At 67.1% G+C, this 25,596-nt stretch carries 30 protein-coding genes and 1 pseudogene; 14 read left to right on the plus strand and 17 right to left on the minus strand.

The features are described 5' to 3' along the window. Window positions 1-25: 25 nt before the first annotated feature. The 4 genes from fumC to ACW17Z_RS04790 all read left to right on the plus strand — a co-directional run bounded on the left by fumC (window position 26) and on the right by ACW17Z_RS04790 (window position 2,915). Window positions 26-1,417, plus strand: a complete 1,392-nt coding sequence (gene fumC, locus ACW17Z_RS04775) for a class II fumarate hydratase (RefSeq protein ID WP_492057763.1) — start codon at window positions 26-28, stop codon at window positions 1,415-1,417. Between the two features lie 160 nt (window positions 1,418-1,577). Next, the gene (locus ACW17Z_RS04780) at window positions 1,578-2,348 is read left to right on the plus strand and encodes an AAA family ATPase (RefSeq protein ID WP_419317643.1); all 771 of its coding nucleotides are present in this window, start codon (window positions 1,578-1,580) and stop codon (window positions 2,346-2,348) included. A 14-nt stretch (window positions 2,349-2,362) separates the two neighbouring features. Next, entirely contained in the window at window positions 2,363-2,605 is a 243-nt protein-coding gene (locus ACW17Z_RS04785; RefSeq protein ID WP_492057764.1) for a type II toxin-antitoxin system CcdA family antitoxin, read from the plus strand. 1 nt (window position 2,606) lies between these two features. Continuing rightward, the gene (locus ACW17Z_RS04790; RefSeq protein ID WP_492057765.1) at window positions 2,607-2,915 is read left to right on the plus strand and encodes a CcdB family protein; all 309 of its coding nucleotides are present in this window, start codon (window positions 2,607-2,609) and stop codon (window positions 2,913-2,915) included. A 3-nt stretch (window positions 2,916-2,918) separates the two neighbouring features. Here the strand turns inward: ACW17Z_RS04790 and ACW17Z_RS04795 are convergent, their stop codons facing one another. Then, the gene (locus ACW17Z_RS04795; protein ID WP_419317646.1) at window positions 2,919-3,323 is read right to left on the minus strand and encodes a YccF domain-containing protein; all 405 of its coding nucleotides are present in this window, start codon (window positions 3,321-3,323) and stop codon (window positions 2,919-2,921) included. Between the two features lie 197 nt (window positions 3,324-3,520). Here ACW17Z_RS04795 and ACW17Z_RS04800 point away from each other — a divergent pair, with 197 nt between their 5' ends. After that, window positions 3,521-4,369 carry an FkbM family methyltransferase gene (locus ACW17Z_RS04800; protein WP_492057766.1) on the plus strand — a complete coding sequence of 283 codons (849 nt, stop codon included), beginning with the start codon at window positions 3,521-3,523 and terminating at the stop codon, window positions 4,367-4,369. Here ACW17Z_RS04800 and ACW17Z_RS04805 read toward each other — a convergent pair. After that, window positions 4,362-4,952 (minus strand): hypothetical protein, encoded by a 591-nt coding sequence (locus tag ACW17Z_RS04805; protein WP_492057767.1) that lies wholly within the window; start codon window positions 4,950-4,952, stop codon window positions 4,362-4,364. The genes ACW17Z_RS04800 and ACW17Z_RS04805 overlap by 8 nt on opposite strands. Beyond that, complete coding sequence (locus tag ACW17Z_RS04810) at window positions 4,952-5,962, minus strand: polyprenyl synthetase family protein (protein ID WP_492057768.1); 1,011 nt, start codon at window positions 5,960-5,962, stop codon at window positions 4,952-4,954. Before ACW17Z_RS04810 ends, ACW17Z_RS04805 begins: the two co-directional genes overlap by 1 nt. A 227-nt stretch (window positions 5,963-6,189) precedes the next feature. Between ACW17Z_RS04810 and ACW17Z_RS04815 the strand changes: the two genes are divergently transcribed. Further along, entirely contained in the window at window positions 6,190-6,849 is a 660-nt protein-coding gene (locus ACW17Z_RS04815) for a tRNA1(Val) (adenine(37)-N6)-methyltransferase (protein ID WP_492058486.1), read from the plus strand. Window positions 6,850-6,973: 124 nt separating this feature from the next. Here the strand turns inward: ACW17Z_RS04815 and ACW17Z_RS04820 are convergent, their stop codons facing one another. Next, window positions 6,974-7,537: a nucleoside 2-deoxyribosyltransferase gene (locus tag ACW17Z_RS04820; RefSeq protein WP_492057770.1), complete on the minus strand. Its 564-nt coding sequence runs from the start codon at window positions 7,535-7,537 to the stop codon at window positions 6,974-6,976. A 53-nt stretch (window positions 7,538-7,590) separates the two neighbouring features. Between ACW17Z_RS04820 and ACW17Z_RS04825 the strand changes: the two genes are divergently transcribed. Continuing rightward, window positions 7,591-8,388, plus strand: coding sequence for a CAP domain-containing protein (locus tag ACW17Z_RS04825; RefSeq protein WP_492057771.1), 798 nt, complete (start codon window positions 7,591-7,593; stop codon window positions 8,386-8,388). A gap of 2 nt (window positions 8,389-8,390) precedes the next feature. Here the strand turns inward: ACW17Z_RS04825 and ACW17Z_RS04830 are convergent, their stop codons facing one another. Continuing rightward, complete coding sequence (locus ACW17Z_RS04830; protein WP_492057773.1) at window positions 8,391-8,972, minus strand: YceI family protein; 582 nt, start codon at window positions 8,970-8,972, stop codon at window positions 8,391-8,393. Window positions 8,973-9,108: 136 nt separating this feature from the next. Continuing rightward, window positions 9,109-10,128: a ketol-acid reductoisomerase gene (ilvC, locus tag ACW17Z_RS04835; protein ID WP_419317653.1), complete on the minus strand. Its 1,020-nt coding sequence runs from the start codon at window positions 10,126-10,128 to the stop codon at window positions 9,109-9,111. Between the two features lie 309 nt (window positions 10,129-10,437). On the opposite strand from ilvC, the gene ACW17Z_RS04840 reads away from it, so the two are divergent. Together ACW17Z_RS04840 and ACW17Z_RS04845 are read left to right on the plus strand one after the other, a co-directional pair. Beyond that, window positions 10,438-10,689: a type II toxin-antitoxin system Phd/YefM family antitoxin gene (locus ACW17Z_RS04840; protein ID WP_492057775.1), complete on the plus strand. Its 252-nt coding sequence runs from the start codon at window positions 10,438-10,440 to the stop codon at window positions 10,687-10,689. Further along, window positions 10,686-11,117: a type II toxin-antitoxin system VapC family toxin gene (locus ACW17Z_RS04845; protein ID WP_492057777.1), complete on the plus strand. Its 432-nt coding sequence runs from the start codon at window positions 10,686-10,688 to the stop codon at window positions 11,115-11,117. The genes ACW17Z_RS04840 and ACW17Z_RS04845 overlap by 4 nt, the downstream gene beginning before the upstream one ends. 113 nt (window positions 11,118-11,230) lie before the next feature. Here the strand turns inward: ACW17Z_RS04845 and ACW17Z_RS04850 are convergent, their stop codons facing one another. Continuing rightward, window positions 11,231-12,175 carry an RcnB family protein gene (locus tag ACW17Z_RS04850; protein WP_492057779.1) on the minus strand — a complete coding sequence of 315 codons (945 nt, stop codon included), beginning with the start codon at window positions 12,173-12,175 and terminating at the stop codon, window positions 11,231-11,233. 104 nt (window positions 12,176-12,279) lie between these two features. On the opposite strand from ACW17Z_RS04850, the gene ACW17Z_RS04855 reads away from it, so the two are divergent. Beyond that, a complete protein-coding gene (locus ACW17Z_RS04855) occupies window positions 12,280-12,834 on the plus strand; it encodes a DUF924 family protein (RefSeq protein ID WP_492057780.1) in 555 nt (184 codons plus the stop codon). 165 nt (window positions 12,835-12,999) lie between these two features. Here ACW17Z_RS04855 and rpsD read toward each other — a convergent pair whose 3' ends face one another. The 9 genes and pseudogenes from rpsD to ACW17Z_RS04900 form a co-directional block, all read right to left on the minus strand. Then, window positions 13,000-13,617 carry a 30S ribosomal protein S4 gene (gene rpsD / locus ACW17Z_RS04860; RefSeq protein WP_419254777.1) on the minus strand — a complete coding sequence of 206 codons (618 nt, stop codon included), beginning with the start codon at window positions 13,615-13,617 and terminating at the stop codon, window positions 13,000-13,002. A gap of 179 nt (window positions 13,618-13,796) precedes the next feature. Continuing rightward, window positions 13,797-14,171 carry a hypothetical protein gene (locus tag ACW17Z_RS04865; RefSeq protein ID WP_492057782.1) on the minus strand — a complete coding sequence of 125 codons (375 nt, stop codon included), beginning with the start codon at window positions 14,169-14,171 and terminating at the stop codon, window positions 13,797-13,799. Window positions 14,172-14,516: 345 nt separating this feature from the next. Continuing rightward, a pseudogene (locus ACW17Z_RS04870) lies at window positions 14,517-14,697 on the minus strand (antitoxin). Window positions 14,698-14,746: 49 nt separating this feature from the next. Beyond that, window positions 14,747-15,580 carry an S-formylglutathione hydrolase gene (fghA, locus tag ACW17Z_RS04875; protein ID WP_492057783.1) on the minus strand — a complete coding sequence of 278 codons (834 nt, stop codon included), beginning with the start codon at window positions 15,578-15,580 and terminating at the stop codon, window positions 14,747-14,749. Between the two features lie 4 nt (window positions 15,581-15,584). After that, the gene (locus ACW17Z_RS04880; protein WP_419317663.1) at window positions 15,585-16,694 is read right to left on the minus strand and encodes an S-(hydroxymethyl)glutathione dehydrogenase/class III alcohol dehydrogenase; all 1,110 of its coding nucleotides are present in this window, start codon (window positions 16,692-16,694) and stop codon (window positions 15,585-15,587) included. 3 nt (window positions 16,695-16,697) lie between these two features. Continuing rightward, window positions 16,698-17,942, minus strand: a complete 1,245-nt coding sequence (locus tag ACW17Z_RS04885; RefSeq protein WP_492057784.1) for a DUF1254 domain-containing protein — start codon at window positions 17,940-17,942, stop codon at window positions 16,698-16,700. 3 nt (window positions 17,943-17,945) lie between these two features. Beyond that, the gene (locus tag ACW17Z_RS04890) at window positions 17,946-19,223 is read right to left on the minus strand and encodes a DUF1254 domain-containing protein (protein WP_492057785.1); all 1,278 of its coding nucleotides are present in this window, start codon (window positions 19,221-19,223) and stop codon (window positions 17,946-17,948) included. Between the two features lie 113 nt (window positions 19,224-19,336). Further along, window positions 19,337-19,750, minus strand: a complete 414-nt coding sequence (locus ACW17Z_RS04895; protein WP_492057786.1) for a host attachment protein — start codon at window positions 19,748-19,750, stop codon at window positions 19,337-19,339. Between the two features lie 103 nt (window positions 19,751-19,853). Continuing rightward, on the minus strand, window positions 19,854-20,648 hold the full coding sequence (locus ACW17Z_RS04900) for an RNA methyltransferase (protein ID WP_492057788.1): 795 nt from the start codon (window positions 20,646-20,648) through the stop codon (window positions 19,854-19,856). Between the two features lie 93 nt (window positions 20,649-20,741). Between ACW17Z_RS04900 and bla the strand changes: the two genes are divergently transcribed. Beyond that, window positions 20,742-21,773: a class A beta-lactamase gene (bla, locus tag ACW17Z_RS04905; protein WP_492057789.1), complete on the plus strand. Its 1,032-nt coding sequence runs from the start codon at window positions 20,742-20,744 to the stop codon at window positions 21,771-21,773. Window positions 21,774-21,877: 104 nt separating this feature from the next. Beyond that, window positions 21,878-22,717 carry a thymidylate synthase gene (locus tag ACW17Z_RS04910; RefSeq protein WP_492057791.1) on the plus strand — a complete coding sequence of 280 codons (840 nt, stop codon included), beginning with the start codon at window positions 21,878-21,880 and terminating at the stop codon, window positions 22,715-22,717. Here ACW17Z_RS04910 and ACW17Z_RS04915 read toward each other — a convergent pair. After that, window positions 22,714-23,736 (minus strand): zinc-binding dehydrogenase, encoded by a 1,023-nt coding sequence (locus tag ACW17Z_RS04915; RefSeq protein WP_492057793.1) that lies wholly within the window; start codon window positions 23,734-23,736, stop codon window positions 22,714-22,716. The genes ACW17Z_RS04910 and ACW17Z_RS04915 overlap by 4 nt on opposite strands. A 93-nt stretch (window positions 23,737-23,829) precedes the next feature. Here ACW17Z_RS04915 and ACW17Z_RS04920 point away from each other — a divergent pair, with 93 nt between their 5' ends. Both ACW17Z_RS04920 and ACW17Z_RS04925 read left to right on the plus strand, forming a co-directional pair. Then, the gene (locus ACW17Z_RS04920) at window positions 23,830-24,342 is read left to right on the plus strand and encodes a dihydrofolate reductase (RefSeq protein ID WP_492057794.1); all 513 of its coding nucleotides are present in this window, start codon (window positions 23,830-23,832) and stop codon (window positions 24,340-24,342) included. An 89-nt stretch (window positions 24,343-24,431) separates the two neighbouring features. Continuing rightward, window positions 24,432-25,592 (plus strand): DUF3667 domain-containing protein, encoded by a 1,161-nt coding sequence (locus tag ACW17Z_RS04925; RefSeq protein WP_492057796.1) that lies wholly within the window; start codon window positions 24,432-24,434, stop codon window positions 25,590-25,592. The last annotated feature ends 4 nt before the right edge of the window (window positions 25,593-25,596 follow it).

Below are 25,596 nucleotides of genomic sequence, written 5' to 3' on the forward strand. Positions count from 1 at the left end.
CAACAGAACGCGAGGGATCCGCTCCATGACCGCCACCCGCATCGAGACCGACACCTTCGGCCCCATCGAAGTCGCTGCTGACCGCTACTGGGGCGCTCAAGCCCAGCGCAGCCTCGGCAACTTCAAGATCGGCTGGGAAAAGCAGCCCCTGCCGATCGTGCGGGCGCTCGGGATCGTCAAGCGCGCCGCCGCAGAGGCCAACCTGGCCCTGGGCAAGCTGGATCCGAAGATCGCCGAAACCATCGTCGCCGCCGCCAATGAAGTGATCGACGGCAAGCTGAACGATCACTTCCCGCTGGTGGTCTGGCAGACCGGCTCGGGCACCCAGTCGAACATGAACGCCAACGAGGTGATCTCCAACCGCGCCATCGAGATGCTGGGCGGCGAGATGGGCTCCAAGAAGCCCGTCCACCCCAACGACCACGTCAATATGAGCCAGTCGTCGAACGATACCTTCCCGACGGCCATGCACATCGCCTGCGCCGAACAGGTGGTCCACGACCTGCTGCCGGCCCTCAAGCACCTGCACAAGGCTCTCGCCGCCAAGGCCGCCGCGTGGAAGGACATCATCAAGATCGGCCGCACCCACACCCAGGACGCCACGCCCCTGACGCTGGGCCAGGAGTTCGGCGGCTACGCCCAGCAGATCGAGAACGGCATCGCCCGTATCGAGATGACCCTGCCGATGCTGATGCAACTGGCCCAGGGCGGCACAGCCGTCGGCACTGGGCTGAACGCCCCCGTCGGCTTTGCCGAACTGGTGGCCGAGAAGATCGCCGGCGTGACGGGCCTGGCCTTCACCACCGCCCCCAACAAGTTCGAGGCCCTGGCCGCCCACGACGCCATGGTCTTCACCCACGGCGCCATCAACACGGTCGCCGCCAGCCTGTTCAAGATCGCCAACGACATCCGCTTCCTGGGCTCGGGTCCCCGCGCCGGTCTGGGCGAACTGGCCCTGCCGGAGAACGAGCCGGGCTCGTCGATCATGCCGGGCAAGGTCAACCCGACCCAGTCCGAAGCCCTGACCCAGGTCTGCGCCCAGGTGTTCGGCAACCACTCGACCCTGACCTTCGCCGGCAGCCAGGGCCATTTCGAGCTGAACGTCTTCAACCCGGTGATGGCCTACAATTTCCTGCAGTCGGTGCGCCTGGTCGCCGACGCCGCGATCAGCTTCACCGACAACTGCGTCGTCGGCATCGAGCCGCGCGTCGACAACATCAGGAAGGGCGTCGAGAACAGCCTGATGCTGGTCACGGCCCTGAACGGCAAGCTGGGCTACGACGCCTGCGCCAAGATCGCCAAGACCGCGCACAAGAACGGAACCACCCTGCGCGAAGAGGCCGTCGGCGGGGGCTATCTGACGAACGAAGAGTTTGATCAGTATGTTCGGCCGGAGAACATGATCTCGCCGGGCTGATGAACACGCTCGATTTCCAGCGCGACGGGGCGGTGCGGTTTCCGGCCGTCCTGTCGACTGCTGTCTGAAATGGCTGGGTCTGAACGCGCAGGAGTTGTGAGGCTTCAAATTACGCCGATGGGGCGCTAAAGCGTTTTTGGAACACACCGAGAACACTCGCATGACCGCGCTCGACCGCCCCTACTGGATCGAAGCCCTGATCCAGCGCCGTGAGGGCTGGAATCCTGAAGCCTACCCTTTCAACCTGCCTGTGCTGCGCGGTCTGGAGAGCATCGCCTTTCATCCGCGCGTCACCTTCCTGGTCGGCGAGAACGGCTCGGGAAAATCGACCCTGATCGAGGCTTTGGCGGTGGCCTGGGGCTTCAACGCCGAGGGCGGGTCGCGGAACTTCAACTTCAGCAGCCGCGCGTCGCACTCCGACCTGCACAGCCACATCCGCCCCGTGCGATCGATCATTCGTCCGCACGACGGCTACTTCCTGCGCGCCGAGAGCTTCTTCAACGTCCAGACCGAGATTGAAGCGCTCGACCGGGAGCCACACCCAGGCGGAGCCTTCATCGCCAGCGCCTATGGCGCCCGCCCCCTGCACGAACAATCCCACGGCGAGGCCTTCTTCGCCCTGTTCGACAACCGTTTTCGTGGCGATGGCCTCTATATCCTCGACGAGCCCGAAGCCGCCCTATCACCCAGCCGGCAGCTGTCGTTCCTGGCCAAGCTGCATCAACTGGTGCTGGCACGTTCGCAGCTGATCATCGCCACACATTCGCCGATCATCCTCGGCTATCCCGACGCCTGGATCTACGAGACCTCCGAACGCGGCCTGGAGCGGGTGGAGTACGAAGACCTCGACCACGTCACGGTGACCCGCAGCTTCCTCAACCGCCGCCAGACCTTCCTGGACGTGCTGCTGTCGGAGGATGAGGAGGAATGATAATCTCCCGGTCCATGGACGCCCCTGAACTCGACCTCGGCATCGACCCCGAACTGTTGGCTCAAGCCCAGCGGCTGGGGATTTCCATCACGGGCCTCAGTGAAACCCAGCTTCGCCTGCATCTGCAGACGGTCGATCCCGCCGGCGCCGAGGACCGCGCCCGGCGCTGGGCGGCGGAGAATGCTGAAGCGATCAAAGAGCATAATGAGCGCATTGCTCAGCGCGGCTTGATCTCAGACCACTTCAGACGGTGGTAGGTTGCGGCAGTTCGACGCCTACCTGAATCCCTCGCCGGAGAGCCGTAAGGTGGCGCCCTTCCTGGTGGTGCTGTCCTCGCATCATCTGCATGAGCTCGATGAGGTCGTGGTCGCGCCCGCCGTGAACGACGCCAAGCGCCAGGTCAGCGGTCTGGAGATCGGGGTCGAAATAGACGGGCAACCGCTGATGCTGGTTGTCAGCGAGCCCTTCAGCCTGACCGCAAGCTTGCTGCGAAGCAGGGCGACCAATCTGCTGACCCACGAAGACGAAATCCGCCGCGCCCTCGACCGGCTGTTCACCAGCTTCTGACGCCTACCGCCGAACCTCCACCACCTCGCGGCCGATCGGGGCCAGAGCGATGATCGCCAGCTGGAAGTCCTTGATGGCGAAGGGGATGCCGACAATGGTCACGGCCTCGGCGGCGGCGATCATCAGGTGGCTGAGCGCGATGTACCAGCCGCCCAGGATGAACCAGATCACATTCAGCACGAAGCCCAGAGGCCCTGTGCCCAGGTCGCCCCGGCCGCTGACGATCTCGCGGCTGACGATCTCCTTGCCGAACGGCCAGAAGGCGAAACCGGCGATGCGCCAGGCCGCGCCCGTATAGGGCAGGCCGACGATGGTGATGGCCAGCAGGGCGCCGCCCAGCAGCCACAGCAGGCCGGAAAGCCAGCCGCCGAGGACGAACCAGAGGATGTTGAGGATCAGTCGGATCACGAAGACGGCTCCCAGCCCATAAACCCAGACCCTAGAGGTGGGGCGTATCGCGAGACTTGTCGAGAACAAGGCGCGCGCGTTACGGCGAATTCACCCCCTGCCCCAAACGAGGGGACTGTGGCCAAGGGGTCAAAATCGGATAGGTACCTGCAAGCACAGGGCGCCGGGGCAGACCCGCGCCGCCGACGAGGACGATCATGGGCCTGTTCCGCAAGAAGCGTCGACCGATCGAACTGCCGGCCGGCGTGGCCCCGACCCTGATGGAAGTGAAGTTCCGCGGCTGTACGTTCTGGATGCCGGAGCACTGGGTGATCACCCGCCAGCTGGACGACGGCAAGGACTACGAGCCCTGGGTGCTCGACTACTTCCTCAAGATCCTCAAGCCCGGCATGACGGTGCTGGACGTCGGGGCCAGCTGGGGCGCCTTCGCGCTTCCCGCAGCCAAGGCGGTGGGGACCACGGGCAAGGTCATCGCCATCGAGATGAGCGCCGGCAACGGCCGCGTGCTGCTGGAAAGCGCCAAAGCCAGCGGCGTCACCAACATGCAGCTGCTGCTGGTGGGCGTCTCAGACCGCCTTGGGACCGAATATCTGCGTCGCCAGACGGTGCACAACAACTTCCAGATGGAGCCGCCCATCGACGGCATTCCCGAAAATCTCGACGCCTTCGACATCGCCCCCGTCGTGCCGCTGGACCTGCTGCGCGCCGACTTCGGCAAGGTCGATGTGCTGAAGATCGACATCGAAGGGATGGAGTATCGCGCCTTCATGGGCGCCAGGGCCCTGATGGCCGAGCAGAAGCCCATCACCTTCCTGGAATACTCACCGCGCTTCCAGAGCGAGATCTCGGGCGCCGATGGCGCGGCCCTGCTGACCTTCTTCCTGGACCTCGGCTATGGCGTCGAGATCCTGCACCGCAAGAAGAAGCGCGAACGGGTGGCCGGTGGTGACGCCGCCCAGGTCATCGCCAAGGTCGACGCGGCCTGGACCCGGCATGTCGAGGACGACAGGGGCACACACCTGGACCTCTGCCTGACGGCTATTTGATCAGCTGCCATCCGCGGACCCAGCGGCCCTTGGTGATCTGGCCCAGGGCCAGCAGATAGATGCCCGCATAGATCACCGTGCCCAGGCCCAGCAGCGCCCAGGTCCACGGACCGGGCATGTGCAGGGTCGGGGCGGTCGTCACCCAGTCATGGCGGGGCGAGGTCAGTTCCAACCAGAGCCCGCCAACCCAGGCGGCGGCGAACAGGGCCACGATCGGATAGCGCAGGATCGGACTGCGCTGGACCAGCAGCCAGGTCTGGATCAGGGCCACGACCAGACCGGCCGCCAGGCCTGCCAGCCAGGGCCACCAGGGCCCGGGAACCAGACGCGCGGCCCGCAGGGCGGCCCAGCCGGGCGCCCACAGCACCGGGCCCAGCATCAGCACGATCAGGACGCAGCCGACCAGCACGCCTACCCCGCCGCCGATCACCTTGCCGGCCGCCTCGCCGGCCTCCTGGGCCCGCACATTGGGGTCGCCGCTCGGATTGGCGGCCGAGGTGGCGATGATGGTGTCCAGACGCGGCAGGCGCTCGCCAGGAGCGGCGCGGGGCAGTCCGAGATGGAGAGGCTTCCGCCGGGCCATCAGGCTCTCCGGCTGACCGCGAAGTCGGCGAGGCTTTCCAGCGCCGTGCGCCACTCATTGGCCGGGAACATCGCCAGGGCCGACTTGGCCTTGTCGGCATAGTCGGCTGCCAGGTCCAGGGTCGCGTCCAGGGCGCCGGACCCGATGATCAGTTCGCGGGCGCGGCGGAAGTCGGCTTCGGTCTGCTCGCGACGGCCGATGGCCCGCTCCCAGAACTCGGCTTCGCGCGGGCCCGAGCGGGCGATGGCCAGCAGCAGCGGCAAGGTGGCCTTGCCTTCGCGGAAGTCGTCGCCGGCGTTCTTGCCCAGGGTTTCGGTCGCGCCGCCATAGTCGAGGGCGTCGTCGGCGAGCTGGAACGCCAGGCCCAGGTTCAGGCCATAGGCGCGCAGGGCGTCGGAACGGGTCTTGTCGACCCCGGCCGACACCGCGCCGGCCTCGGAAGCGGCGGCGAACAGTTCGGCGGTCTTGGCGGCGATGATGTCGAGATAGATGGTCTGCGAGAGATTGAGGTCGTGGCTGCGCATCAATTGCAGCACTTCACCCTCGGCGATCACCCGGCTGGCGCGGGCCAGGATCTCCAGCGCCTTCATCGAGTTGGTCTCGACCATCAGTTCAAAGGCGCGAGCAAACAGGAAGTCGCCCACCAGCACGCTTTGGGCTGCGCCCCAGATCAGGTGGGCCGCGACCTTGCCGCGCCGCAGGTGGCTGCCGTCCACCACGTCATCATGCAGCAGGGTGGCGGTATGGATGAACTCGACCGAAGCGGCCAGCTTCAGGCAGGCGTCGTTGTCCGAGCCGGCCAGACGCGCGGCGGCCACGGTCAGCAGCGGGCGCAGGCGCTTGCCGCCGGCGGCGATCAGGTGCTCGGCCAGCGCCGGGATCAGAGGCACATCGCTCTGCATGCGTTCGGTGATCAGGCGGTCGACCCCGCCCATGTCGGCGGACGCCAGACGCACCAGTCGATCCACCGATCCCGGCTCTCGGGCGAGGGTCGCTGCAACTGCGTCCAAGACTATACTCTCCTTGACCGACACACCTTTGACCCTTGTCGAGGGGCGATCGGGCTCACATCCGTCCCCAGCAGGATCAGCCGTTGCGAGGGACAATGGTGGCGGGATAGGTCAGGGTCAAGGCAAGCACAAGGCTTGATGCGTTGGACGACACTCAGCTGACCGAAGATAGCGTGCTGAACGGCCGTGTTCGCCTCCGCCAGAAGGTCGGCGGATACCGGGCGGGCATGGATGCGGCGCTGCTGGCGGCCGCCTGCAACGCCCTTTCCAGCGACCGCGTGCTTGAGGCCGGCTGCGGCGTCGGCGGGGCGCTGCTGGCGGCTGCGACTCGCCGGCCGGGCGCCCGATTCCATGGCGTGGAGCGCGATCCGGACGCCGCCGGCCTGGCGCGAGATAATGTGGCGCTCAACGATCTGGCCGATCGGGTCGAGATCAGCACCGGCGACATCGAAGCCGGCTTTCGCGCCCTGGACCTGCCCGTCTTCGACGCGGTGATCAGCAATCCGCCGTTTTTCGATGACCCTGGCGCGCTGCGCGCCCCTTCCCCCGCCAAGACCGGGGCCTGGATGGCCGACGGCGGGCTGGCGGCCTGGACGGGCTTCCTGCTCAAGGCCGTGCGCGAGGGCGGCAGCATCACCATCATCCACCGCGCCGACCGTCTGGCCGACATCCTGGCCCTGCTGGCGCCCAAGGCGGGCTCGTTCAGGATCCGCCCGATCCAGCCCTTCGCCGACGCTCCGGCCAAGCGGGTGATCGTACGGGCGATCAAGACCGGCAAGGCGCCGCTGGTGCTTTTGCCGGCGCTGGTGCTGCACGAGCGGGACGGTGGACAGCACTCGGCGGCGGCGGAGGCGATTCTGCGAGGGGAAGCCGATCTGGGGTGGTGACTTGCCCCCTCCGCGCCTGCGGCGCTCCTCCCCCGGAGGGGGAAGATGAGATCGGCGCGGCTTCGTCTTCCCCCTACGGGGGAGGACGACCGCGAAGCGGTCAGGAGGGGGCCAGTAGCCCGCCCTACTCCGCGTAGAGCCTCAGCGCCTCGAGACACAGTTCCAGCCCCGTCAGGTCGCGCAGCGGATCGCTGGTGACGATCACGAACAACCGGCGCGCCTCGGCCCACAGCATCACCGTCTCGGGCAGGCCATAGTCCTCGACCCCGCAGCCGTCGCCGTCGCGCCAGACGCCGGCCTCGTCGCGCTGGGCGCCGACGAACGATTCGACCCGGTCGACATATTCGGCCTGGGATTCGTCGGGCACGTTCAAATAGGCGAAGATCGGCCGCCCCAGCCCCGCCAGCACCCCTGTCTCGAACGCGGCGCCAGGATCGGCAGAGGGTCCGCGCCACGGGGTCAGATTGACCACGCCGGCGTCAGCCTGACGCAATCGCGCCATGCGGGCGGCGTAGAGTTCGCGGGCTTCAAGCTCGGAGCCGTTCTCCGCGCTCTGGGGCGCGGGATCGGGAGTCAGGCCCGTAAAGCCGGCGTCGATGCAATGGGCCCGCTGGCGCGCCGCGTGGGCGGCGGAATCGGGGAGCCAGACATCGGGGCCGGCCAGCCATATGGAACGCACGGGACGCATGGGTCTTAGAGCTTGGTCCCGGGGGTTCCTGTCAATCACTGTTAAGGGCCGCGATGCCGCAAATCCTTCGAAGAACCCTGCTGACCGCGCCCCTCGTCCTCGCCGCCGGCTTGGCCCACGCGGCGCCGATCGCGCGATGGCAGGCCTATGACCGCAGGCTGCGCCAGGGCCTGTCCGACGCGGCGGGCGGCGACTTCGACGACGGGTTCGAAGACACCCTGCTGGACCTCAACAATCTCATCCGCGAGCGCCAGGGCGTGGCCGGACTTCGGCCCGACCGGGGTCTGATTCTGGCCGCACGCGCCCACGCCGCCGACATGGCGGTCAGCGGCGTCTTCGACCACGTCACCTCCGACGGCTTCAGCGCCGCAGGGCGGGTCGGCCTGCTGGCCCGCGACCTGGTCGGCGCGCCGGGCGAGAACATCGCCATGCGCCGCAACGCCGCCGGGCCCGTCACGCCCGACCAGATCATGAACCAGTGGCGGGGCAGCCCCGGTCACCGGGCCAATCTGGTGGCCGCAGGCTTCACCCATGTGGGCTATGGCGTCCTGCGCCAGGGACCGCGGGTGATCGCGGTGGGCGCCTATGCCGAGGTCAGCGCCAGGCTGGCGCGCCAGGCGTCGCTGCGCGTCCGCTCATCCGACGAGATCGCCGCCGCTTTATCGGGCGCCACCCCGGCCATCAGGCAGTTCTCGGTCTCGGAGCCCGGCGGCGACGTCCTGACCACGACCTCTATCGAGGGCCGCCCGCCGTCGGTCCTGCCGCCCGGGGCCTGGCAGCTGCGCCCGCACCTGTCGTCAGGCGAGCACCGCTACCAGGTGGCGTGGGGGCCGGTGTTCTTTCTGGGCTGACCCTATTGCGCGATCGCCAGGGCCTCGATGCGGATGGCGACGCTGTCGCCGATCGCGCCAGCCCCCGTGGCGCTGCCGAAGGCCTTGCGGCTGATCGCGCCGGTGATGGTGAAACCGGCCTGCTGCTTCTGATTGTTGGGCGCCGTGCCGATCTTGTTGAGCTTGACCTCGAGGGTGGCCGGCTGGGTCACGCCCATGATGGTCATGTCGCCGGTCACCCTGGCGGTGTCGGGCCCGGTCTTTTCCACCTTGGTCGACTTGAAGGTCATGGTCGGGAAGGCCAGAGCGTTCAGCCAGCGCTCGGCCTTGAGGTGCTCGTCACGGGTGGCGTGACCGGACTGCAGGCTGCCAACCTGGATGGTGGCCTCGACCCGCGACTTTTCCGGCGCGGCCTCGTCCAGCCAGATCGTGCCCTCCGCCCCGCCGAAGAGGCCGATCACCGAGTTGAAGCCAAAGCGATCGATGATGAACATCGTCTCGGTGTGGGAAGAATCCAGCTTGTAGGCCACTTCGGCGGCCAGGCTCGGCGTGGCGGCAATACCTACGGCGGCGCAAACGGTCAGGGCGGCAAACAGGCGCTTCATCGATGATCCTCCCAGTCCCTCAAGCGGGACGAGACGCACTTTCCGGTCGTCGCCACAGGACCGCAACCTCGAAATGAAAAAGCCCCCGGCCGGGGGCGGCCGAGGGCTCTGACAACGATCCTTGGAGAGGGACCGGCTAGTTCTTGGCTTGGTCCACCAGTTTGTTCTTGGCGATCCACGGCATCATGCCGCGCAGGCGCGCGCCGACTTCTTCGATCTGATGCTCTCCCGCACGGCGGCGGGTGGCCTTGAACGAGGGTTGGCCGACCTGGTTTTCCAGCATGAAATCGCGAACGAACTTGCCCGACTGGATGTCTTCCAGAACCCGCTTCATCTCGGCCTTGGTCTCGGCGGTGACGATGCGCGGGCCGGTGACGTATTCGCCGTACTCGGCCGTGTTGCTGATCGAGTAGTTCATGTTGGCGATGCCGCCTTCATAGATCAGGTCGACGATCAGCTTCAGTTCGTGCAGGCACTCGAAATAGGCCATTTCCGGCGCGTAGCCGGCTTCGACCAGCACTTCGAAGCCGCAACGGATCAGTTCCACCGTGCCGCCGCACAGGACGGCCTGCTCGCCGAACAGGTCGGTTTCGCACTCTTCGCGGAAGTTGGTCTCGATGATGCCCGAGCGACCGCCACCGATCGCCGAGGCATAGGCCAGGCCCAGGTCGTGGGCGTTGCCGGTGGCGTTGTGGTGCACCGCGATCAGGCAGGGCACGCCGCCGCCCTTTTGATACTCGCCGCGCACGGTGTGGCCGGGACCCTTGGGGGCGACCATCAGGACGTCGATGGTGTCCTTGGGCTCGATCAGGCCGAAGTGCACGTTCAGGCCGTGGGCGAACAGCAGGGCCGCGCCGTCGCGGATGTTGGGGGCGATCTCTTCGTTGTAGATCGCGCGCTGATGCTCATCCGGGGCCAGGATCATGATCAGGTCGGCCCAGGCGGCGGCCTCGGCGACGGTCATGACCTTCAGGCCTTCGCCTTCGGCCTTCTTGGCGGTGGGCGAGCCGGCGCGCAGGGCGACGGCGACGTTCTTGGCGCCCGAATCCCGGAGGTTGAGAGCGTGCGCGTGACCTTGCGAACCATAGCCTACGATCGCGATCTTCTTGTCGAGAATGCGGGCGAGGTCGGCGTCGCGATCATAATAGACGCGCATGATTTATTCTCCAGACTGGTCAATCAGGGCCGCCTCGCGCAACGGCGAAGCGACAAAGGCCGGGCGTTTGAGCGTTTTTTTGCCGTTTCGTCAAGGCGACGACGACAGAACGTTGTGACGCAAATACCTCTGCGGTGAGGTTTTAGCCGCTTGGGCGTTGTTTGCCCATGATGAGGATTTCCAGAGACGCGCGGATGAAGGTCAAGAGCCGCGTCACGCGCCCGATGGGACCACGCCGCACAACGGTTGAACGCGCGCCTTGCGACCTGCGGCATTGTGACTATAATTATGGTCATTCTTGGAGGTCCTATGAGCACCTACAGCGTAGCCGATGCCAAGAGTGGCCTTCCGCGACTGATCGACCGCGCCCTTGAAGGGGAAGAGGTGATCATCTCGCGGCATGGAAAGCCCGTCGCCGAATTGCGCCCCCTGGCCCCCGCCTCGCGCGGAACACCATCGGCGACCTATGCCTGGCTGCAAGCGCGCCGTCAGGCCCGCAAGCCCGTCGGCTTGAGCTCGGTGGAACTGCTCAACCAACTCTATGAGGACCCGGACGCTTGAGCGTCTATCTCGACGCCAGCGTCATACTGCCGACCTTGATTCAGGAGGCCGCCAGCGCGGTCGTCGATGCGTTCATCGGTAGCCTTGAGGATGACCTGATCATCAGCGAGTTCGCCGCCGCCGAAGTCGCCTCGGCCTTGTCACGGCTCGTGCGAACCGGCCTGCTGGATCAGGATGACGCCAGTCGTAGGCTAAGCGACTTTGACGCCTGGCGCGCCGCCAGCGCTCATGATCTGGACCTTCAGGCCTCCGATGTGCGCCTGGCCAATGTCTTCGTCCGGCGCTTCGACCTGATGCTTCGCGCGCCCGACGCGCTGCACGCCGCCGCCTGCCGCCGGGAGGATCATCTGCTGGTGACCCTGGACAAACGCCTGGCGCTCGCGGCGCTGGAACTGGGCGTCAGAACACAGTTGCTGGCCGTCGGCTAAGGTTGCGACCAGACTTCTGGGCAAGGTCCATGGTCGGCCGACCACCATTGGCATCGCAGACGAAAAAGCCCGGGCCGATCCGGCCCGGGCTTCTATTTTTGTAAGCGCGCGATCTACCAGAACAGGTCGTAATAGACGCTCAGCACCTGGCCGGACCAGACGTCGACCAGGATGGCGTTGTCGCCGACCCGGACCCATTCGCAGCCGATGGGCGGGTTGGGCAGGCCATAGCGGTACCAGTCCAGATAGTACGAGGTCGAATACCAGCCACCCGGCAGATAGTCGCCGAACGACCAGCTATGGACGTACCAGCCGCGCGGCGCGCGATAGGCGCCGGCCCGGTAGCGTTGCGAGGGCTGGAAGCTGGGCCGATAGCGGCGCTGGTCATAGTGCGAGCGGCCATTGTCGCGGTCGCGATAGTGCCCGCCCTGCCCCGGCCGGCCACGGTCGTAGCCGCCCCGGTCGTATCCGCCCCTGTCGTCACGGCCACGGCCGTCGCGGCCTCTGTCGTCACGGCCACGGTCGTCACGACCGCGATCCCAGCCGCCGTTGCGGTCCTGACCGCCACGGTTCCAGTCCTGACCGCCGCGATTGTCACCGCCGCCGGGCCGGCCCTGTTCGCCGCGCCCCTGATCGGGACGGCCCTGGTCGCCACGACCCTGGCCCCGATCCTCGCCGCCACGATCCGGGCGACCGCCACGGTCGCCGCGATTCCAGTCTGGCCGGCCGCCCGGCTGTTGCGCCTGCGGCGGGGTCGAAGCCTGCGGGGGCGTCGGCGCCTGGGGCGCGGGGCGAGCGCCGCCGCCGCCGTTCCAGTCGGGCCGACCGCCACCGCGATCGCTGCGGTCGCCACGGTCACCGCGCGGCTGGCCCTGCTCCTGACCGCCCTGGCGCTCGCCGCCTTGACGGCCGCCGCCCCGGTCGCCGCCACCGCGATCACCGCGCGGGCCGTCCTGCCGCTGTTCGCGCTGGGCGACCACCGCCGCAGCGGACCCGGCTTCCGCCGCCGCGCCGCCCAGCAGCGACAAGGCCATGGCGGTCGAGATCAGACGCTTCATTTCGTGCTCCAAGGGGCCTTGTGCGCGGCCCCGGCTTTGTCCCTTGATAGCAACATCGGCTGTCGCGGATGAACCGCGTTTGAACGGATATCCCAGGACTTCAGATGCCCGCTCACCCCATGGATGTCATCGGCTTCTGGCGTTCGGCCGGTCCCAAAAAATGGTTCGCCAAGGACGCGGCGTTTGATTCCATGATCGCCCTGAGGTTCGAGCAAACCCACTATAGAGCCGCCCAACGCCGTTACGACACATGGGCGCAGAGCCCCGAAGGCGCACTGGCCCTCCTGATCCTGCTGGACCAGTTCCCGCGCAATCTTTACCGCAATACCGCCCACGCCTTCGCCACCGATCCCCTGGCCCGCATGTTCGCCCGCGCAGCGCTGGCCGATGGTCACGATCAGGCCGTCGACGCGCAGCTGCGGCCGTTCTTCTACCTGCCGTTCGAGCATTCCGAATCCCTGGCCGACCAGGAATTGAGCGTCGAGCTGTGCGCCGCCCTACAGGCCGACAGCGGCGACGAGAACACCATCAAGTGGGCGTTGGAGCATCGGGATATCATCGCCCGCTTCGGCCGCTTCCCCCACCGCAACGCCGCCCTGGGCCGCGAGACGACACCCGAGGAACAGGCGTTTCTGGATGAGGGCGGATTCGCGGGGTGAATGCGCGTCCCTCTCGTGGGGATGTGAGGCTGGGCTTGCAGGGCGATCGGAGGCGGCGGCGATGGCCACCTTCAGTCGCTCTGCCGACAGCTCCCCCAGCGGGAAGCAAAAAAGGCCCCGGATCGCTCCGGGGCCTTTAAAGTATCTCTTCGAGGTCGAGGCTTCTTACGAAGCGTAGAATTCGACGACGAGGTTAGGTTCCATCTTCACCGGGTACGGCACTTCCGACAGTTCCGGAGCGCGGACGAAGGTGGCCGACAGGCCCTTGACGTCGACGGTGATGTATTCGGCGAAGTCGCGTTCGGCCGACACGACGGCTTCCAGCACCAGGGCCATGTTGCGCGAACGCTCACGGACGGCGATGACGTCGCCGGCCTTGCAGCGGTACGAAGCGATGTTGACGCGCTTGCCGTTCACGGTCACGTGGCCGTGGTTCACGAACTGGCGGGCGGCGAACACGGTCGGCACGAACTTGGCGCGATAGACGATGGCGTCCAGGCGCGACTCGAGCAGCGAGATGAGGTTTTCCGAGGTGTTGCCCTTGCGGCGGGCGGCTTCCTCGTAGGTGCGCGAGAATTGCTTCTCGGTCAGGTTGCCGTAGTAGCCCTTCAGCTTTTGCTTGGCGCGCAGCTGCAGACCAAAGTCGGAAACCTTCTGCTTGCGGCGCTGGCCGTGCTGGCCGGGGCCGTAGGACCGCTGGTTGACCGGCGACTTGGGCCGGCCCCAGAGGTTTTCGCCCATACGGCGATCGATCTTGTACTTGGCGCTATGGCGCTTGGACATGTGTAGCTCTTCAGTTCGATCCGGGCCGGCGCCTCAATTAGTAGAGGCGCGATCTCAACGGCGGCGTCGCATCAGTCCGTCATATGATTCCACACCGCACGGCGAGCCGGCGGCGGGAAGGCGCGGTTTATGACGGAGGGGCGGCGGGGAGTCAACTCGCGCCGCCCCTCCGAAATCACCTAGGGCCGCACGAGCGGATTGCGCACCCGCACCTTGCTGCCCCGGTCCACGCCATAGGCGTCCAGCGGGAAGCGCAGGTCGACGCCCTCGGCCATCAGGGCGCGGCACAGGTCAGGCCGCTTGCGGGTGAAGGCGAAGCTCGCCGAGCCGTCGCGGCGGTTGCTCTCGACGGCGAAGTCGGCGGCGTTGGTGCAGCCGTTGGACGACACCCGGATCACCAGATCGCCCTTGTCGATGGTTGCGCCGTGGATCGGCTCCAGGTCGGTCTTGGTGATGTTGACCGAGGTGTCGGGGTGATCGTCGGCGTCGATGATCACACAGGCCGAAGTCGTGAAAGCCAGCGCGACGACGGCGGCAAGCGAAGCGAATTTCATGGTGATAGGTCCCCACCGGTCGAAACTTGACCGTGGAGCCAGATGAGCCGTCGCCGCCTGAACCGTGGATGAATTACCGAAAGTTCACGACCGGGCCGCGTGCCGGATGCGGATGACGGTCACCCTGTCGCCCATGACCTGATAGCGGATGATGTAGGGCGAAATGATCACCAGCTTGTGGATTCACAGCCAAAAAATCTGTCATCCCGGACAAGCTCGGCGAAGCCGGGCGCCGATCCGGGACCGCCGGAAGCGCAGAGTTCAGGCGTCGGTCCCGGATCTGCGCGCTTCGCGCTTGTCCGGGATGACAACCGTTGTGATCGGAAAGCGCCGGACGCGATCAGACTAGTTCAGCCACGACACTGGCATGGGCTTTTCGTCTGGCGCCCCCCCAGGTCTCAAGCCAAGCCGAAACCTCGGCATTGGGAACAACCCGACCTGCGACGATGTCAGCCAAGCCTTCGGCGTCCGCAGCCTCTTCGACGGCGGCGTCAAGGTCGTCAAAGATCGAGGGCTCACGGACCATGGCGTGAGACTACCACAGCTGTGATCAGCGACACGGGCAGCTCGCGAAATTACAGCCTTTGCGCGTGCCAGGCCAGGTGCTCGCCAATGAACGACGTGATGAAGAAGTAGCTGTGGTCGTAGCCCTCCTGCCGCCGCACCGAGACCTTACGGCCGGCTTTCGCGGCGGCGGCTTCGATCAATTCGGGCTTCAGCTGGTTTTCCAGGAAGCTGTCGGCCAGGCCCTGTTCGATCAGGATATCGTCGAAGCTGGCCCCTGCCCCATCCTCGATCAGGGCGCAGGCATCGTGCGCCCGCCACTTGGCGCGGTCCTCGCCCAGATAGGCGGTCATCGCCTTGTCGCCCCACGGGCAGTTCAGCGGCGAGACGATGGGCGAGAAGGCGCTGACCGACTGGAACAGATCAGGGTTGCGCAGGGCGATGGTCAGGGCCCCGTGGCCGCCCATCGAGTGGCCGAAGATCCCGCGCCGGCCTGCGTCCAGCGCGAAGGCGCCGTCGACGGCCTCCAGCAGGTCTTTCGTCACGTAGGAATACATCTGGAAGTGCGGCGCCCACGGCGCTTGCGTGGCGTCGACATAGAAGCCCGCCCCCTGCCCCAGATCATAGGCCGGATCGTCGGCCACGCCGTCCCCGCGCGGCGAGGTGTCGGGCGCGACGATGGCGATCCCGAACCGGGCGGCGTGTTCATAGACGCCCGACTTGGTGGTGAAGTTGTCTTCCGTGCAGGTCAGGCCCGACAGCCAGACGAGATAGGGGAACGGCCCCTCCCCGTCCGGAACCCACACCGTGAACTTCATCGGCGTGCCGGTGCTGGCGCTGGCGTGCTTGCAGTAGCGCAGGGTTCCGTCGTGCAGGCGGTGGGTGGCGGTGATTTCGACGGTCATGGAACTAGAACTCAATAACCGTCCGGATGCTCTCGCCAGCGTGCATCAGGTCGAACGCCTCGTTGATGCGCTCCAGGGGCAGGACGTGGGTGATCATCGGGTCGATCTGGATCTTGCCGTCCATGTACCAGTCGACGATCTTGGGCGTGTCGGTGCGGCCGCGCGCGCCGCCGAAGGCCGTGCCCCGCCAGACCCGGCCGGTGACCAGCTGGAACGGACGGGTCGAGATTTCCTTCCCCGCCTCGGCCACGCCGATGATGATGCTTTCGCCCCAGCCGCGATGGCAGGCTTCCAGCGCCTGGCGCATCACCGTGGTGTTGCCCGTGGCGTCGAAGGTGAAATCGGCGCCGCCGTCGGTCAGGGCCACCAGATGGGCGACGATGTCGCCGTCGATGGTCTTGGGATTGACGAAGTGGGTCATACCGAACTTGCGGCCCCAGTCCTCGCGGGCGGGATTGATGTCGACGCCGACGATCATGTTGGCGCCGGCCAGCCGGGCGCCCTGCAGCACGTTCAGGCCGATACCGCCCAGGCCAAAGACGATGACATTGTCGCCGGGCTTGACCTTGGCGGTGTTGATCGCCGCGCCGACGCCCGTGGTGACGCCGCAGCCGCAGTAGCAGGCCGACTTGAACGGCGCGTCCTTGCGGATCCGGGCCACCGCGATCTCGGGCAGGACCGTGTAGTTCGAGAAGGTCGAGCAGCCCATATAGTGGTGGATGGTCTGGCCCTTGTAGGAGAAGCGGCTGGTGCCATCGGGCATCAGGCCCTTGCCCTGGGTGGCGCGAATGGCCGTGCAGAGATTGGTCTTGCCGGAAAGGCAGCTTTTGCACTGGCGACATTCGGGCGTGTACAGCGGGATCACGTGGTCGCCCACCGCCAGGCTGGTGACGCCAGCCCCGACCTCGACCACCACGCCGGCGCCTTCATGGCCCAGGATCGAGGGGAACAGGCCCTCGCTGTCCAGGCCGTCCAGCGTATAGGCGTCGGTGTGACAGACGCCGGTGGCCTTGATCTCGATCAGCACCTCGCCTGCCTTGGGACCTTCCAGGTCGACCTCGACGATCTCGAGCGGTTGCTTGGCGGCGAAGGCTACGGCGGCGCGGGTCTTCACGACTCAGATCTCCTCGACAGGGGGCAGGCGGTAGCCACCGTCTAGCAATTGTGGCTGCGGCAGGTAAGCGCGCATGAACAGGGCGAAGGGTCCGGCCGGCGCGGGCAGCCAGTTGCTCACCCGTTCGGCGTCCGGCTCGGCATGACCGATCCACAGGTCCAGCGAGCCGTCGGCGTTCCAGACCAGACCCGGCGTGCGGTCGCCGATGGCGTAGCGGTTGATCGGATTTTCGGTGAAGAAGAACTGCTTCTCGGGCGTGGCCTCATAGAGGCTCAGCGACCAGAACGAGTCGACCGGAATGGGTCTGTCGGCCGGGATATGCAGTCGCCAGTTCCGGGTCCCGTCGAACAGGCCCTGCCCCTGATGGCCGGCGCGCAGATAGGTGGCCTCGACCAGCGGCAGGGCGGCCAGTCCGCCCAGGGCGACGGCGGCGCGCAGACTGTAGTCCTGACCAAAGTCGCCCAGCTTGGCGCGCGGATAGGCCCAGCCCTCGATGAAGCCCTCGCCCGACAGTCCGCCGCCCGAGCGGGCTGCCCGGCGCCCGTCTTCCAGTCCGGCGGCGATCGCCTCGGCCTCGTCAGCCGTGAAGGCCGCCGGGTCGAACCGTCCAGTTCCAAGCCCGAGCGGCGCGATGCGGCGCAGCAGAGCCACGTCGCTGGCCGGCGGCGGGTTCTGGCTCATCAGCAGGTCGGCGCTAGCGAAATAAGCCGGCCAGGCATCGCTGCGGCGGGCGTAGTCGGCGACCGGCGGCGCGGCCGGGCCCTGGACGGTGAAGCCGGCCTGTACGAGGCGCGCGGCCTCCAGATCCTCAGGGCCTGTCACCAGGATGCGGGCCAGGGCCCAGACATGGCGGGTGGGCGCGCGGATCACGCCGGGCCCGACGGTGGCCGCGTCGCCGGGGCCCACCAGGCTGAAGATGCCGCCGTCGGGACCCGTGGTCCGCGTGCCCAGCACCGCAAAGCTGTTGGACCAGGCGTCCATCAGCTGCAGCGACACATAGCGCTCGCCCGAGGCCGGCACGGTCAGGGTCAGCGGGCCTTCCGACAGGTCCAGCTGGGCGGTGGCGTAGAAGGTGTCGTTGTTGGGCGTCGTCACCGCCCGGGCGCGATGGTCGGCCAGGTTGCGCATCGAGGCGAAGGCGTTCATCGGCGATCCCACCGCCAGGCCGCGGGCCCGGACGGCGGCGATCTCGATCAGCGGCAGGGTGTAGAGGAACGCCTCGGCGGCGGCGGCGCGCAGGTCGCTCATGGCCTAGACCTTCACGATCGGGGCGAAGCGGAACTGGCCGCTCAGCAGCTCGGCCCGGGGCAGATAGGTCCGCAGGGTCATCGAGAACGGTCCCGACTTGGGCGCGGGCAGCCAGTTGGCCGAGCGATCGCCGCCCGGGTCGGTGCGGCTGATCCACAGATCCAGGGTTCCATCGGCCTGGCGCTTCAGGCTCGGCGTGCGGTCGCCGATGGCATAGCGGTCGATGGGGTTGTCGGTGAAGAAGTACTGGCCGTCGGGCGTGGCCTCATACATCGACAGCGACCAGAAGCCGTCCAGCGGCAGCTGGGCCGGCAGGGTCAAGCGATAGAGACCGTCGCCGTCATAGAGGCCGGTGTCATTTTCGCCCGCCGCCTTCATGTACATGGCCTCGGCGACCGGCAAGGCGCCCAGGCCCTGCAGGGCGACAATGGCGCGATAGCCATAGTCGACGCCGTGAAAGCCCAGATTGGGCTTGGGATAGGACCAGCCGTTAATGAAGGCCACGCGCCCCGAAGCCAGCCTGGCGATCGCCTTGGCCTGGGCGACTCCGGCCGCCATCGCGGCGGCGTCGAACGGGCCTTCGGTCAGCAGCCCCGCCGCCCGCTGGACAAAGGCGGCGTCGACCGCGCGCGGCGGGTCTGCGGCCAGCAGGGCCCGCGCGGTGGCGAAATAGGCTTCCGGCTCGGCGTCGCGTTCCAGATAGGCGGGCGGCTTGGCGGCCTTGGGTCCGCTGACCTTGAAGCCGTTCTGCACCGCGCGAGCGGCGGCCATGTCGGCCGGGCCGTCGACCAGAGTGCGCGCCAGGACCCAGGCGTGAGGGGTCAGGACGCGCACCACCCTGTCACCGTCAAGGCTCTGCCCCGGACCGACGATCGTGAAGACCCCGCCCTCGCCGCCATTGACCCGCGTGCCCAGCACCGCATCGTTGTCGGTGAACATGTTCAGGATCGCCGCCGAGACATAGCGCTTGCCGCTGGGCGGGATGGTCAGGGTCACCGGCCCTTGGGTCAGGTCGATCCAGGCCAGCGAATAGAGGGTGTCGTTGTTGGGCGTCGTGACGCTGCGGTCGGTGTGATCGGAAAGCTTGCGCCGGTGATAGATCCGGTTGGGTTGCGCGCCGCGCTTGAACACCCGCGCCCGCGTCGTGGCCATCTCGATCCAGGGCAAGGCGAACAGCCAGGCGTCCCGGGCGATCGTCGCCGAAGGATCTTCGCCGGCCAGGGCCAGTCCGGGCGCGAAGCCCAGCGCGCCGGCCACGGCCAGCAGTTCGCGACGGTTCATGACGCTTCGCCCCCAACATCTGTTTGAACAGAGGTTAGCGCCATTGCGGGACGGGCGTCAGCCCCCTTGGGCGCCGATCCGGGGATCCGGGCCCAAGGGGAACAGACAGAATGTCAGGCCGTCGCGTCGCGACGGACGCCGTGAACCACATCCTCAAGCGTCATGATCGGGGCGTCGACCCGCTCATGGGGATTGGAGCCGATGACCTTGTGCGCGAGGCTGGGCGACAGCGCTTCGCGCAGATGGCCCAGGGCGCGGGGCGGGGCGATCAGGATCATCTGGTCGAACGGCTGCTCGCGGGCGACGCCCTCCAGCCGATGGGCGAGGTCCTTCACGAAGGCCCGCTCGGCCAGGTCATGCGGATCGCCTTCATGGGGAACCGGACCATGCGAATGGGGGTGATGCTCCTTCAGGCCCGAAAGCCATTCGGGACGATCGTGCAGCGGACCATCGATACGCGGCTGTTCCAGAAGACGCGCGCGGTGGCCATCGGCCACCACGACCAGGGTTCTTGCATCAGGGGTCATGGGTGAGGCTCCATTCACGGGTTGAGACCCGACCCGTCGCCCCATCGAGCGCGCCCGGCCATGACATGGATCAATCGGCGGTGATCCCGGTCACGGCGCGCGACTAGCCCTCGCCCTCACCCTTGGCCACCTTGGCCTTCTCGGCCAGCTTGGCCAGCACCCGGCCCCGGCCCCGCGACAGGGCGGTGACCATGCCGCGGAAGGTACGCACCTCCTGCTCGGTCAGCCGCGCCCGGGCCAGGGGGGCGCGCAGGTTGCGGACCATCGAGGGCTTCTTTTCCGGCGGGTGATAAAAGCCGGCCTTTTCCAGCTCGTCTTCCAGCTGGCCGTACAGACCCAGCAGGCTGGACTGGTCGGCAGGGTCGTCGACATTCTGCTCGAACTTGACCCACGGACGGTCATCGACCGTCATCTTCCACTCATAGGCGGTGATCGACACGGCCTGGGCCAGGTTCAGCGAGCGGAAGCGCTCGTCGATGGGGATGCTGACAATGCCCTGGCACAGGGCGATGTCGTGGGTCTCCAGCCCGGCGCGTTCGCCGCCGAACAGCAGGCCGACGGCGCGGCCCTGGGCGACATCGTCCGACAGCTGGGCGGCGGCCTCGCGCGGGGTCAGCACCGGCAGGCGCGTCTCGCGCGGGCGGGCGGTGGTGGCGAACACCAGTTTCAGGTCGCCGATGGCCTCTTCCAGGGTGTCGAACACCTTGGCGTTGTCCAGCGGCCAGTCGGCGCCGGAGGCCGAGGGCCAGGCGCGCTCCTGCGGCCAGCCGTCGCGCGGCCGCACCAGGCGCAGGTCGGCCAGACCGAAATTGGCCATCACGCGGGCGACGGCGCCGATGTTCTCGGCCATCTGCGGCTCATTGAGGATGACACAGGGCGGGGCGAAAGACTGGCTCATGGCGTCCCTTTGCCGCCGCTGTGCGTTCCGATGCAAGTCCCCAACCGGCCAGACCCGCGTTTACGGCCGCCTTCGCCCGTGTGAGACACGTCCATGCATCGCCGCGCCTTCCTGTTTTCCGCCCCCGTCTGCCTTGGCGCCCTGAGCGCGGGCTGCACGCCGGAACAAGAGCCCATGCTGGGCCAACTGGAGCCGGTGTTCGACGTCGAGGCCCTGACCCAGAGCCTGCAGGCTCTGGCCGACCGCGCCGCGCCGGGCGTGCTGGGCGTGGCGGTGCGCGACGCCCAGACCGGCCAGACCGTGACCTTCAACGGCGAGCGGCGCTTTCCGCTGCAGAGCGTGTTCAAGGCCCCGCTGGGCGCGGCCGTGCTGTCGGAGGTCGACAAGGGCCGCCTCCGCCTGGACGAGGTGGTGACGATCCGCGACATCGACCTGTCGCCGCCCTTCAGCCCGATCGCCGAGGCCTGGCCCGCTCGGACCGACTACACGATCGCGCAGTTGCTGGAAGCGGCCAGCGGGACCAGTGACAACACCGCCGCCGACGTGCTGCTCAACAGGATCGGCGGGCCGGGCGCCCTGACCGCCTGGCTGACCCTGAAAAACATCCACGACTTCAGGATCGATCGCTATGAGCGACAGCTGCAGCCCGAGATTTCGGGCATGGCCTCGTTCCGCGCCGACTGGCGGGGCCCGGCCTATGGACCGGTCATGATGGCCGTTCCAGAAGCCACGCGCCGCCGGGCCATGGCCGACTATCTGGCCGATCCGCGCGACACGGCCACCCCCGGCGCCGCCGTGCGCTTCCTGGCGGCGCTGCAGGCGGGTCAGCTGATCTCCAGGGCCTCGACCGATCGGCTGCTGGCCATCATCACGGCGACGACCACCGGACAGGGCCGCCTAAAGGCCGCTTTGCCCGAAGGCGCCAGGCTGGCCCACAAGACGGGCAGCGCCCGCACCGACCTGGGCATGACCCCGGCCAGCAACGATATCGGCCTCTACCGCCTGAAGGACGGCCGCCAGTTCGCCGTGGCGGTGTTCCTCAGCGGCTCGACGGCGCCGGACGCCGAACGCGACGCGGTGATCGCCGATGTGGGACGGACCGTGCTGAAGGCGGCGAAGGCCTAAGGGCCCACAAAAGCGGAGGTCAGGTCGGGAAAATGGTTTCACCGCTGTGGACCATTCCGGCCTCGCACTGTGCAAACCGTCGATTCGCAGCCACTCTGCAGGTCATGAGCACCGCCGTCCTCGCCCCGCCCAAGGTTGCCGCCGATCATCCCGAGCGGCAGTATCTGAACCTGCTCGCCGATATCCTGGAAAATGGCGTCCAGCGCGGCGACCGCACCGGCACCGGCACGCTGGGCGTGTTTGGCCGGCAGATCCGCTTTGACCTGTCGAAGGGCTTCCCGGTCCTGACCACCAAGAAGCTGCACCTGCGCTCGATCTTCATCGAGCTGCTGTGGTTCCTGAAGGGCGACACCAACATCGCGTACCTCAAGGAAAACGGGGTGCGCATCTGGGATGAATGGGCTGACGAGAACGGCGATCTGGGTCCGGTCTATGGCAAGCAGTGGCGCTCATGGGCCACGCCGGACGGAGGCTCGATCGACCAGATCCAGAGCCTGATCGAGGGCCTGAAGACCAACCCCAACAGCCGCCGCCATATCGTGTCAGCCTGGAACCCGGCCGATGTCGAGGACATGGCCCTGCCGCCCTGCCACTGCCTGTTCCAGTTCTTCGTCGCGGATGGGAAACTGAGCTGCCAGCTCTATCAGCGCAGCGCCGACGTCTTCCTGGGCGTGCCGTTCAACATCGCCTCCTACGCCCTGCTGACCCTGATGGTCGCCAAGGTGGTGGGGCTGGAGCCGGGCGAGTTCGTCCACACCTTCGGCGACGCTCACCTGTATCTGAACCACCTGGACCAGGCCCGCGAACAGCTGACCCGCGAGCCCTTCCCCTTCCCCACCCTGACCATCGCCGACAAGCGCGACCTGTTCGGGTTCGAATACGCGGACTTCACGCTGGAGGGCTATGAGGCCCACCCGCACATCAAGGCCGAAGTTTCGGTCTAGGGCTTCAGCACGATCTTCCCCGCCACCCCGGCCGACTGCAGCAGCTCCTGGGCCTTGGCCGCCTCGGCCAGCGGAAAGGTCGCGCCGATCTGCGGGTTGAGCTGACCCGCGCCGATCAGGGCCATCACCGCCGCCAGATCCTGCCGATAGGCGTCCGGCCGCGCGTCACGCCATGAGGTGACGTTGTAGCCGACCACACCCTGGCTGGCCGTGAACAGCTTCAACGCCGACAATCGATCCGCCAGCAGCATGCGGATCATCGCCGCAGGCCGCATCTTGCCGCCCTTGGTGGCGTCGTAGCCGCCATAGAGCACGGCCGTACCGCCATCGCGCAGGGCGGCGATCGAGGCCGTCTTCAGGTGCGGGCCGCCGACATGGTCAAAGGCCGCGACCACACCGCCACCTGAGACGGCGCGGGCTCGCTCGGCGACGGGCTCCCGGCGATAGTCGACATAGACCCCGCCCTTGGCCTCGACCACGGCGCGCTTGCCTGCCGAGGCCGTGCCGATCGCCCGCACCCCCGCCAGACGGGCCAGATCCAGCAGCAGGCCGCCGACACCGCCTGCGGCGCCGTGCACCAGAACCCACTCACCCGCCTGGGCGGAGGCGACGCGGTGAAACATCTGCCAGGCCGTCAGGCCGTTCAGCACCCCGGCCACCAGGGCCTCGGCGGCCACGCCCTCGGGCGCGGCGACCAGATGGCGGACCTGGACATTGCGGCGATCGGCATAGGAGCCGGTCACGGTCAGGCCCGCCACCCGCTGCCCCACCGCGAGGCCGTCGACCCCCGGTCCCAGCGCCTCGATCCGGCCGACCAGATCATAGCCCGGCGTCACCGGCGCCTTGACCCCAGGATAGAGCCCGGTGCGCATGACGATGTCGGCGAAGGCGACGCCCGCCGCCTCGATCGCCACCCGCGCCTCGCCCGGGCCAGGCGGATCCAGCACGACGGAGCGCCCCTGCAGAACCTCGACACCGCCGGTGCGGGCCATGTGCATCTCGAAGGTCGATATGGTCATGCTGGTTCTCCCCGGACGCAAGTTAACGACGTTCAGATAACTGGCAAGGTCTCTTGGCTGGCGTCCGCGATAGGGCGGGGCTAAGCAGGGGCCATGATCCCGATCCTCTCCATCGTGGTGGCGCGCGCCGCCAACGGCGTCATCGGTCGCGACGGCGATCTGCCCTGGCGATTGAAGTCAGACCTGGCCCTGTTCAAGGCCAATACCCTGGGCAAGCCGATCATCATGGGCCGCAAGACCTGGGACAGCCTGCCCAGGAAGCCCCTGCCCGGCCGCATGAACCTGGTGCTGACGCGCGACGGCAGCTTCGAGTCGGAGAAAGCCGTGGTCTGCGAGAGCTTCATGGAAGCCGTGCAGATGGCCCGCGAACAGGCCCAGGACGATGGCGTCGACGAGGTCTGCGTGATCGGCGGCCGGGCGCTGTTCGAAATGGCCCTGCCCAAGGCCAAGCGGCTCTACATCACCGAAGTCGACGCCACGGTGGACGGCGACGTGACCTTCCCCGAGTTCGACGAGTCAGACTGGCGTGAAGTTCGGCGCGAAGCGCATCCTGCCAGCGAGGGCGATGACCACGCTTTCATCTTCCGGGTGCTGGATCGGCGCTAAAACCATCGCTGCGTGCGCGAGCGACCGCTAATCTTTTGACGGTCGCGCCCTGCCAAGGCAAACAGAGCGCGGGCAACGGGGCGGGACTTATGGTGGACTTGGATGCGGCCGGCGGTGCGGTCACCGGCGGCCTGATTGGCGGCGCTCTGGAAAGGCCGGAGGGCAAGGCCGGCGAGGCCCATTCCGGCGCCTGCACAGATTGCGGTCAAACCGTCAGCGGCAACTTCTGCGCCCATTGCGGCCAGCCGACCCATGTTCACCGCTCGCTGCTGCATCTGGGCGAGGAACTGCTGCACGGGGTGATGCACTTCGACGGGCGCATCTGGCGCACCGTGCCCCTGCTGGTGAGCAATCCCGGCCGACTGACGCGCGAATGGGTCGAAGGCAAGCGTTCGCGGTATGTTTCGCCGCTGGGCCTGTTTCTGTTCACGATTTTTCTGATGTTCTTCATCCTGAGCTTTGGCGGCGACAAAGCCTTCAAGATGGCCGCCACCCACGACAGCGAGACGGCGGCGCGCCAGTCGGTCGGCGCCGCCCACGAAGCGATCGCCCGAGCCAAGAATGAGTTCGCCGAAGCTCAGAAGGACGTGGCGACCGCCAGCCCATCAGAAGCCGCGAACGCAAAAGCGCTGCTGGCCAAGGCCACAGAGGATCTCGACGAGGCCGCCGATGGTCTGGCTGAGGCCAGCAACAGGGTGACACAGCTGCAAATGGAGGCGAAGGCGGCCCCCCGCCCGGATGGTTTGGCGCCTGGCAGTTGGCAAGCCTCGATGCGCGACGCCGTGACGAAAGAGGACGTCAAGATTCAAGTCATCGGCAGCAAAGAGACAAACAAAAAGATCCTCAAAAAGCTGGCGAACCCCGACCTCGCTCTCTACAAAATTCAGCAGACTCTCTACAAATTCTCGTTTCTTTTAGTACCACTCTCCATACCATTCATGGCGATACTGTTTCTGTGGAAGCGTGGATTTACGCTCTATGATCATGGCGTCTTTGTACTTTACTCGCTAACCTTCATGGCGATGTTGAGCATGGTACTGAGCCTGCTTGGCCAACTGCCCTGGCTCAGCGGCTTCGTGCTCCCGATCGCCTTGATGGCGCCGCCCACCCACATGTTTGCCCAACTGAAGGGCGCCTACGGCCTGTCGACTTTCTCGGCGGTGTGGCGGACCGTTCTGCTGCTGATATTCTGCGCCATCGCCCTGGTGCTGTTCCTCGCGGCGATCATCCTTTTGGGCCTGGGCGGCTAGAGCA

It is taken from the genome of Caulobacter sp. GSs2, assembly GCF_058680895.1.

Coding starts and splice junctions, on each gene's coding strand:
- ACW17Z_RS04815 (WP_492058486.1), top strand. CDS start 6,190: ATGGATGCGGCGCTGCTGGCGGCCGCCTGCAACGCCCTTTCCAGCGAC.
- ACW17Z_RS04920 (WP_492057794.1), top strand. CDS start 23,830: ATGATCCCGATCCTCTCCATCGTGGTGGCGCGCGCCGCCAACGGCGTC.
- fumC (WP_492057763.1), top strand. CDS start 26: ATGACCGCCACCCGCATCGAGACCGACACCTTCGGCCCCATCGAAGTC.
- ACW17Z_RS04885 (WP_492057784.1), bottom strand. CDS start 17,942: ATGAGCGACCTGCGCGCCGCCGCCGCCGAGGCGTTCCTCTACACCCTG.
- ACW17Z_RS04890 (WP_492057785.1), bottom strand. CDS start 19,223: ATGAACCGTCGCGAACTGCTGGCCGTGGCCGGCGCGCTGGGCTTCGCG.
- bla (WP_492057789.1), top strand. CDS start 20,742: ATGCATCGCCGCGCCTTCCTGTTTTCCGCCCCCGTCTGCCTTGGCGCC.
- ACW17Z_RS04830 (WP_492057773.1), bottom strand. CDS start 8,972: ATGAAGCGCCTGTTTGCCGCCCTGACCGTTTGCGCCGCCGTAGGTATT.
- ACW17Z_RS04925 (WP_492057796.1), top strand. CDS start 24,432: ATGGTGGACTTGGATGCGGCCGGCGGTGCGGTCACCGGCGGCCTGATT.
- ACW17Z_RS04915 (WP_492057793.1), bottom strand. CDS start 23,736: ATGACCATATCGACCTTCGAGATGCACATGGCCCGCACCGGCGGTGTC.
- ACW17Z_RS04865 (WP_492057782.1), bottom strand. CDS start 14,171: ATGAAATTCGCTTCGCTTGCCGCCGTCGTCGCGCTGGCTTTCACGACT.
- ACW17Z_RS04820 (WP_492057770.1), bottom strand. CDS start 7,537: ATGCGTCCCGTGCGTTCCATATGGCTGGCCGGCCCCGATGTCTGGCTC.
- ACW17Z_RS04785 (WP_492057764.1), top strand. CDS start 2,363: ATGGACGCCCCTGAACTCGACCTCGGCATCGACCCCGAACTGTTGGCT.
- fghA (WP_492057783.1), bottom strand. CDS start 15,580: ATGACCGTCGAAATCACCGCCACCCACCGCCTGCACGACGGAACCCTG.
- ACW17Z_RS04840 (WP_492057775.1), top strand. CDS start 10,438: ATGAGCACCTACAGCGTAGCCGATGCCAAGAGTGGCCTTCCGCGACTG.
- ilvC (WP_419317653.1), bottom strand. CDS start 10,128: ATGCGCGTCTATTATGATCGCGACGCCGACCTCGCCCGCATTCTCGAC.
- rpsD (WP_419254777.1), bottom strand. CDS start 13,617: ATGTCCAAGCGCCATAGCGCCAAGTACAAGATCGATCGCCGTATGGGC.
- ACW17Z_RS04800 (WP_492057766.1), top strand. CDS start 3,521: ATGGGCCTGTTCCGCAAGAAGCGTCGACCGATCGAACTGCCGGCCGGC.
- ACW17Z_RS04895 (WP_492057786.1), bottom strand. CDS start 19,750: ATGACCCCTGATGCAAGAACCCTGGTCGTGGTGGCCGATGGCCACCGC.
- ACW17Z_RS04805 (WP_492057767.1), bottom strand. CDS start 4,952: ATGGCCCGGCGGAAGCCTCTCCATCTCGGACTGCCCCGCGCCGCTCCT.
- ACW17Z_RS04900 (WP_492057788.1), bottom strand. CDS start 20,648: ATGAGCCAGTCTTTCGCCCCGCCCTGTGTCATCCTCAATGAGCCGCAG.
- ACW17Z_RS04850 (WP_492057779.1), bottom strand. CDS start 12,175: ATGAAGCGTCTGATCTCGACCGCCATGGCCTTGTCGCTGCTGGGCGGC.
- ACW17Z_RS04910 (WP_492057791.1), top strand. CDS start 21,878: ATGAGCACCGCCGTCCTCGCCCCGCCCAAGGTTGCCGCCGATCATCCC.
- ACW17Z_RS04855 (WP_492057780.1), top strand. CDS start 12,280: ATGCCCGCTCACCCCATGGATGTCATCGGCTTCTGGCGTTCGGCCGGT.
- ACW17Z_RS04780 (WP_419317643.1), top strand. CDS start 1,578: ATGACCGCGCTCGACCGCCCCTACTGGATCGAAGCCCTGATCCAGCGC.
- ACW17Z_RS04825 (WP_492057771.1), top strand. CDS start 7,591: ATGCCGCAAATCCTTCGAAGAACCCTGCTGACCGCGCCCCTCGTCCTC.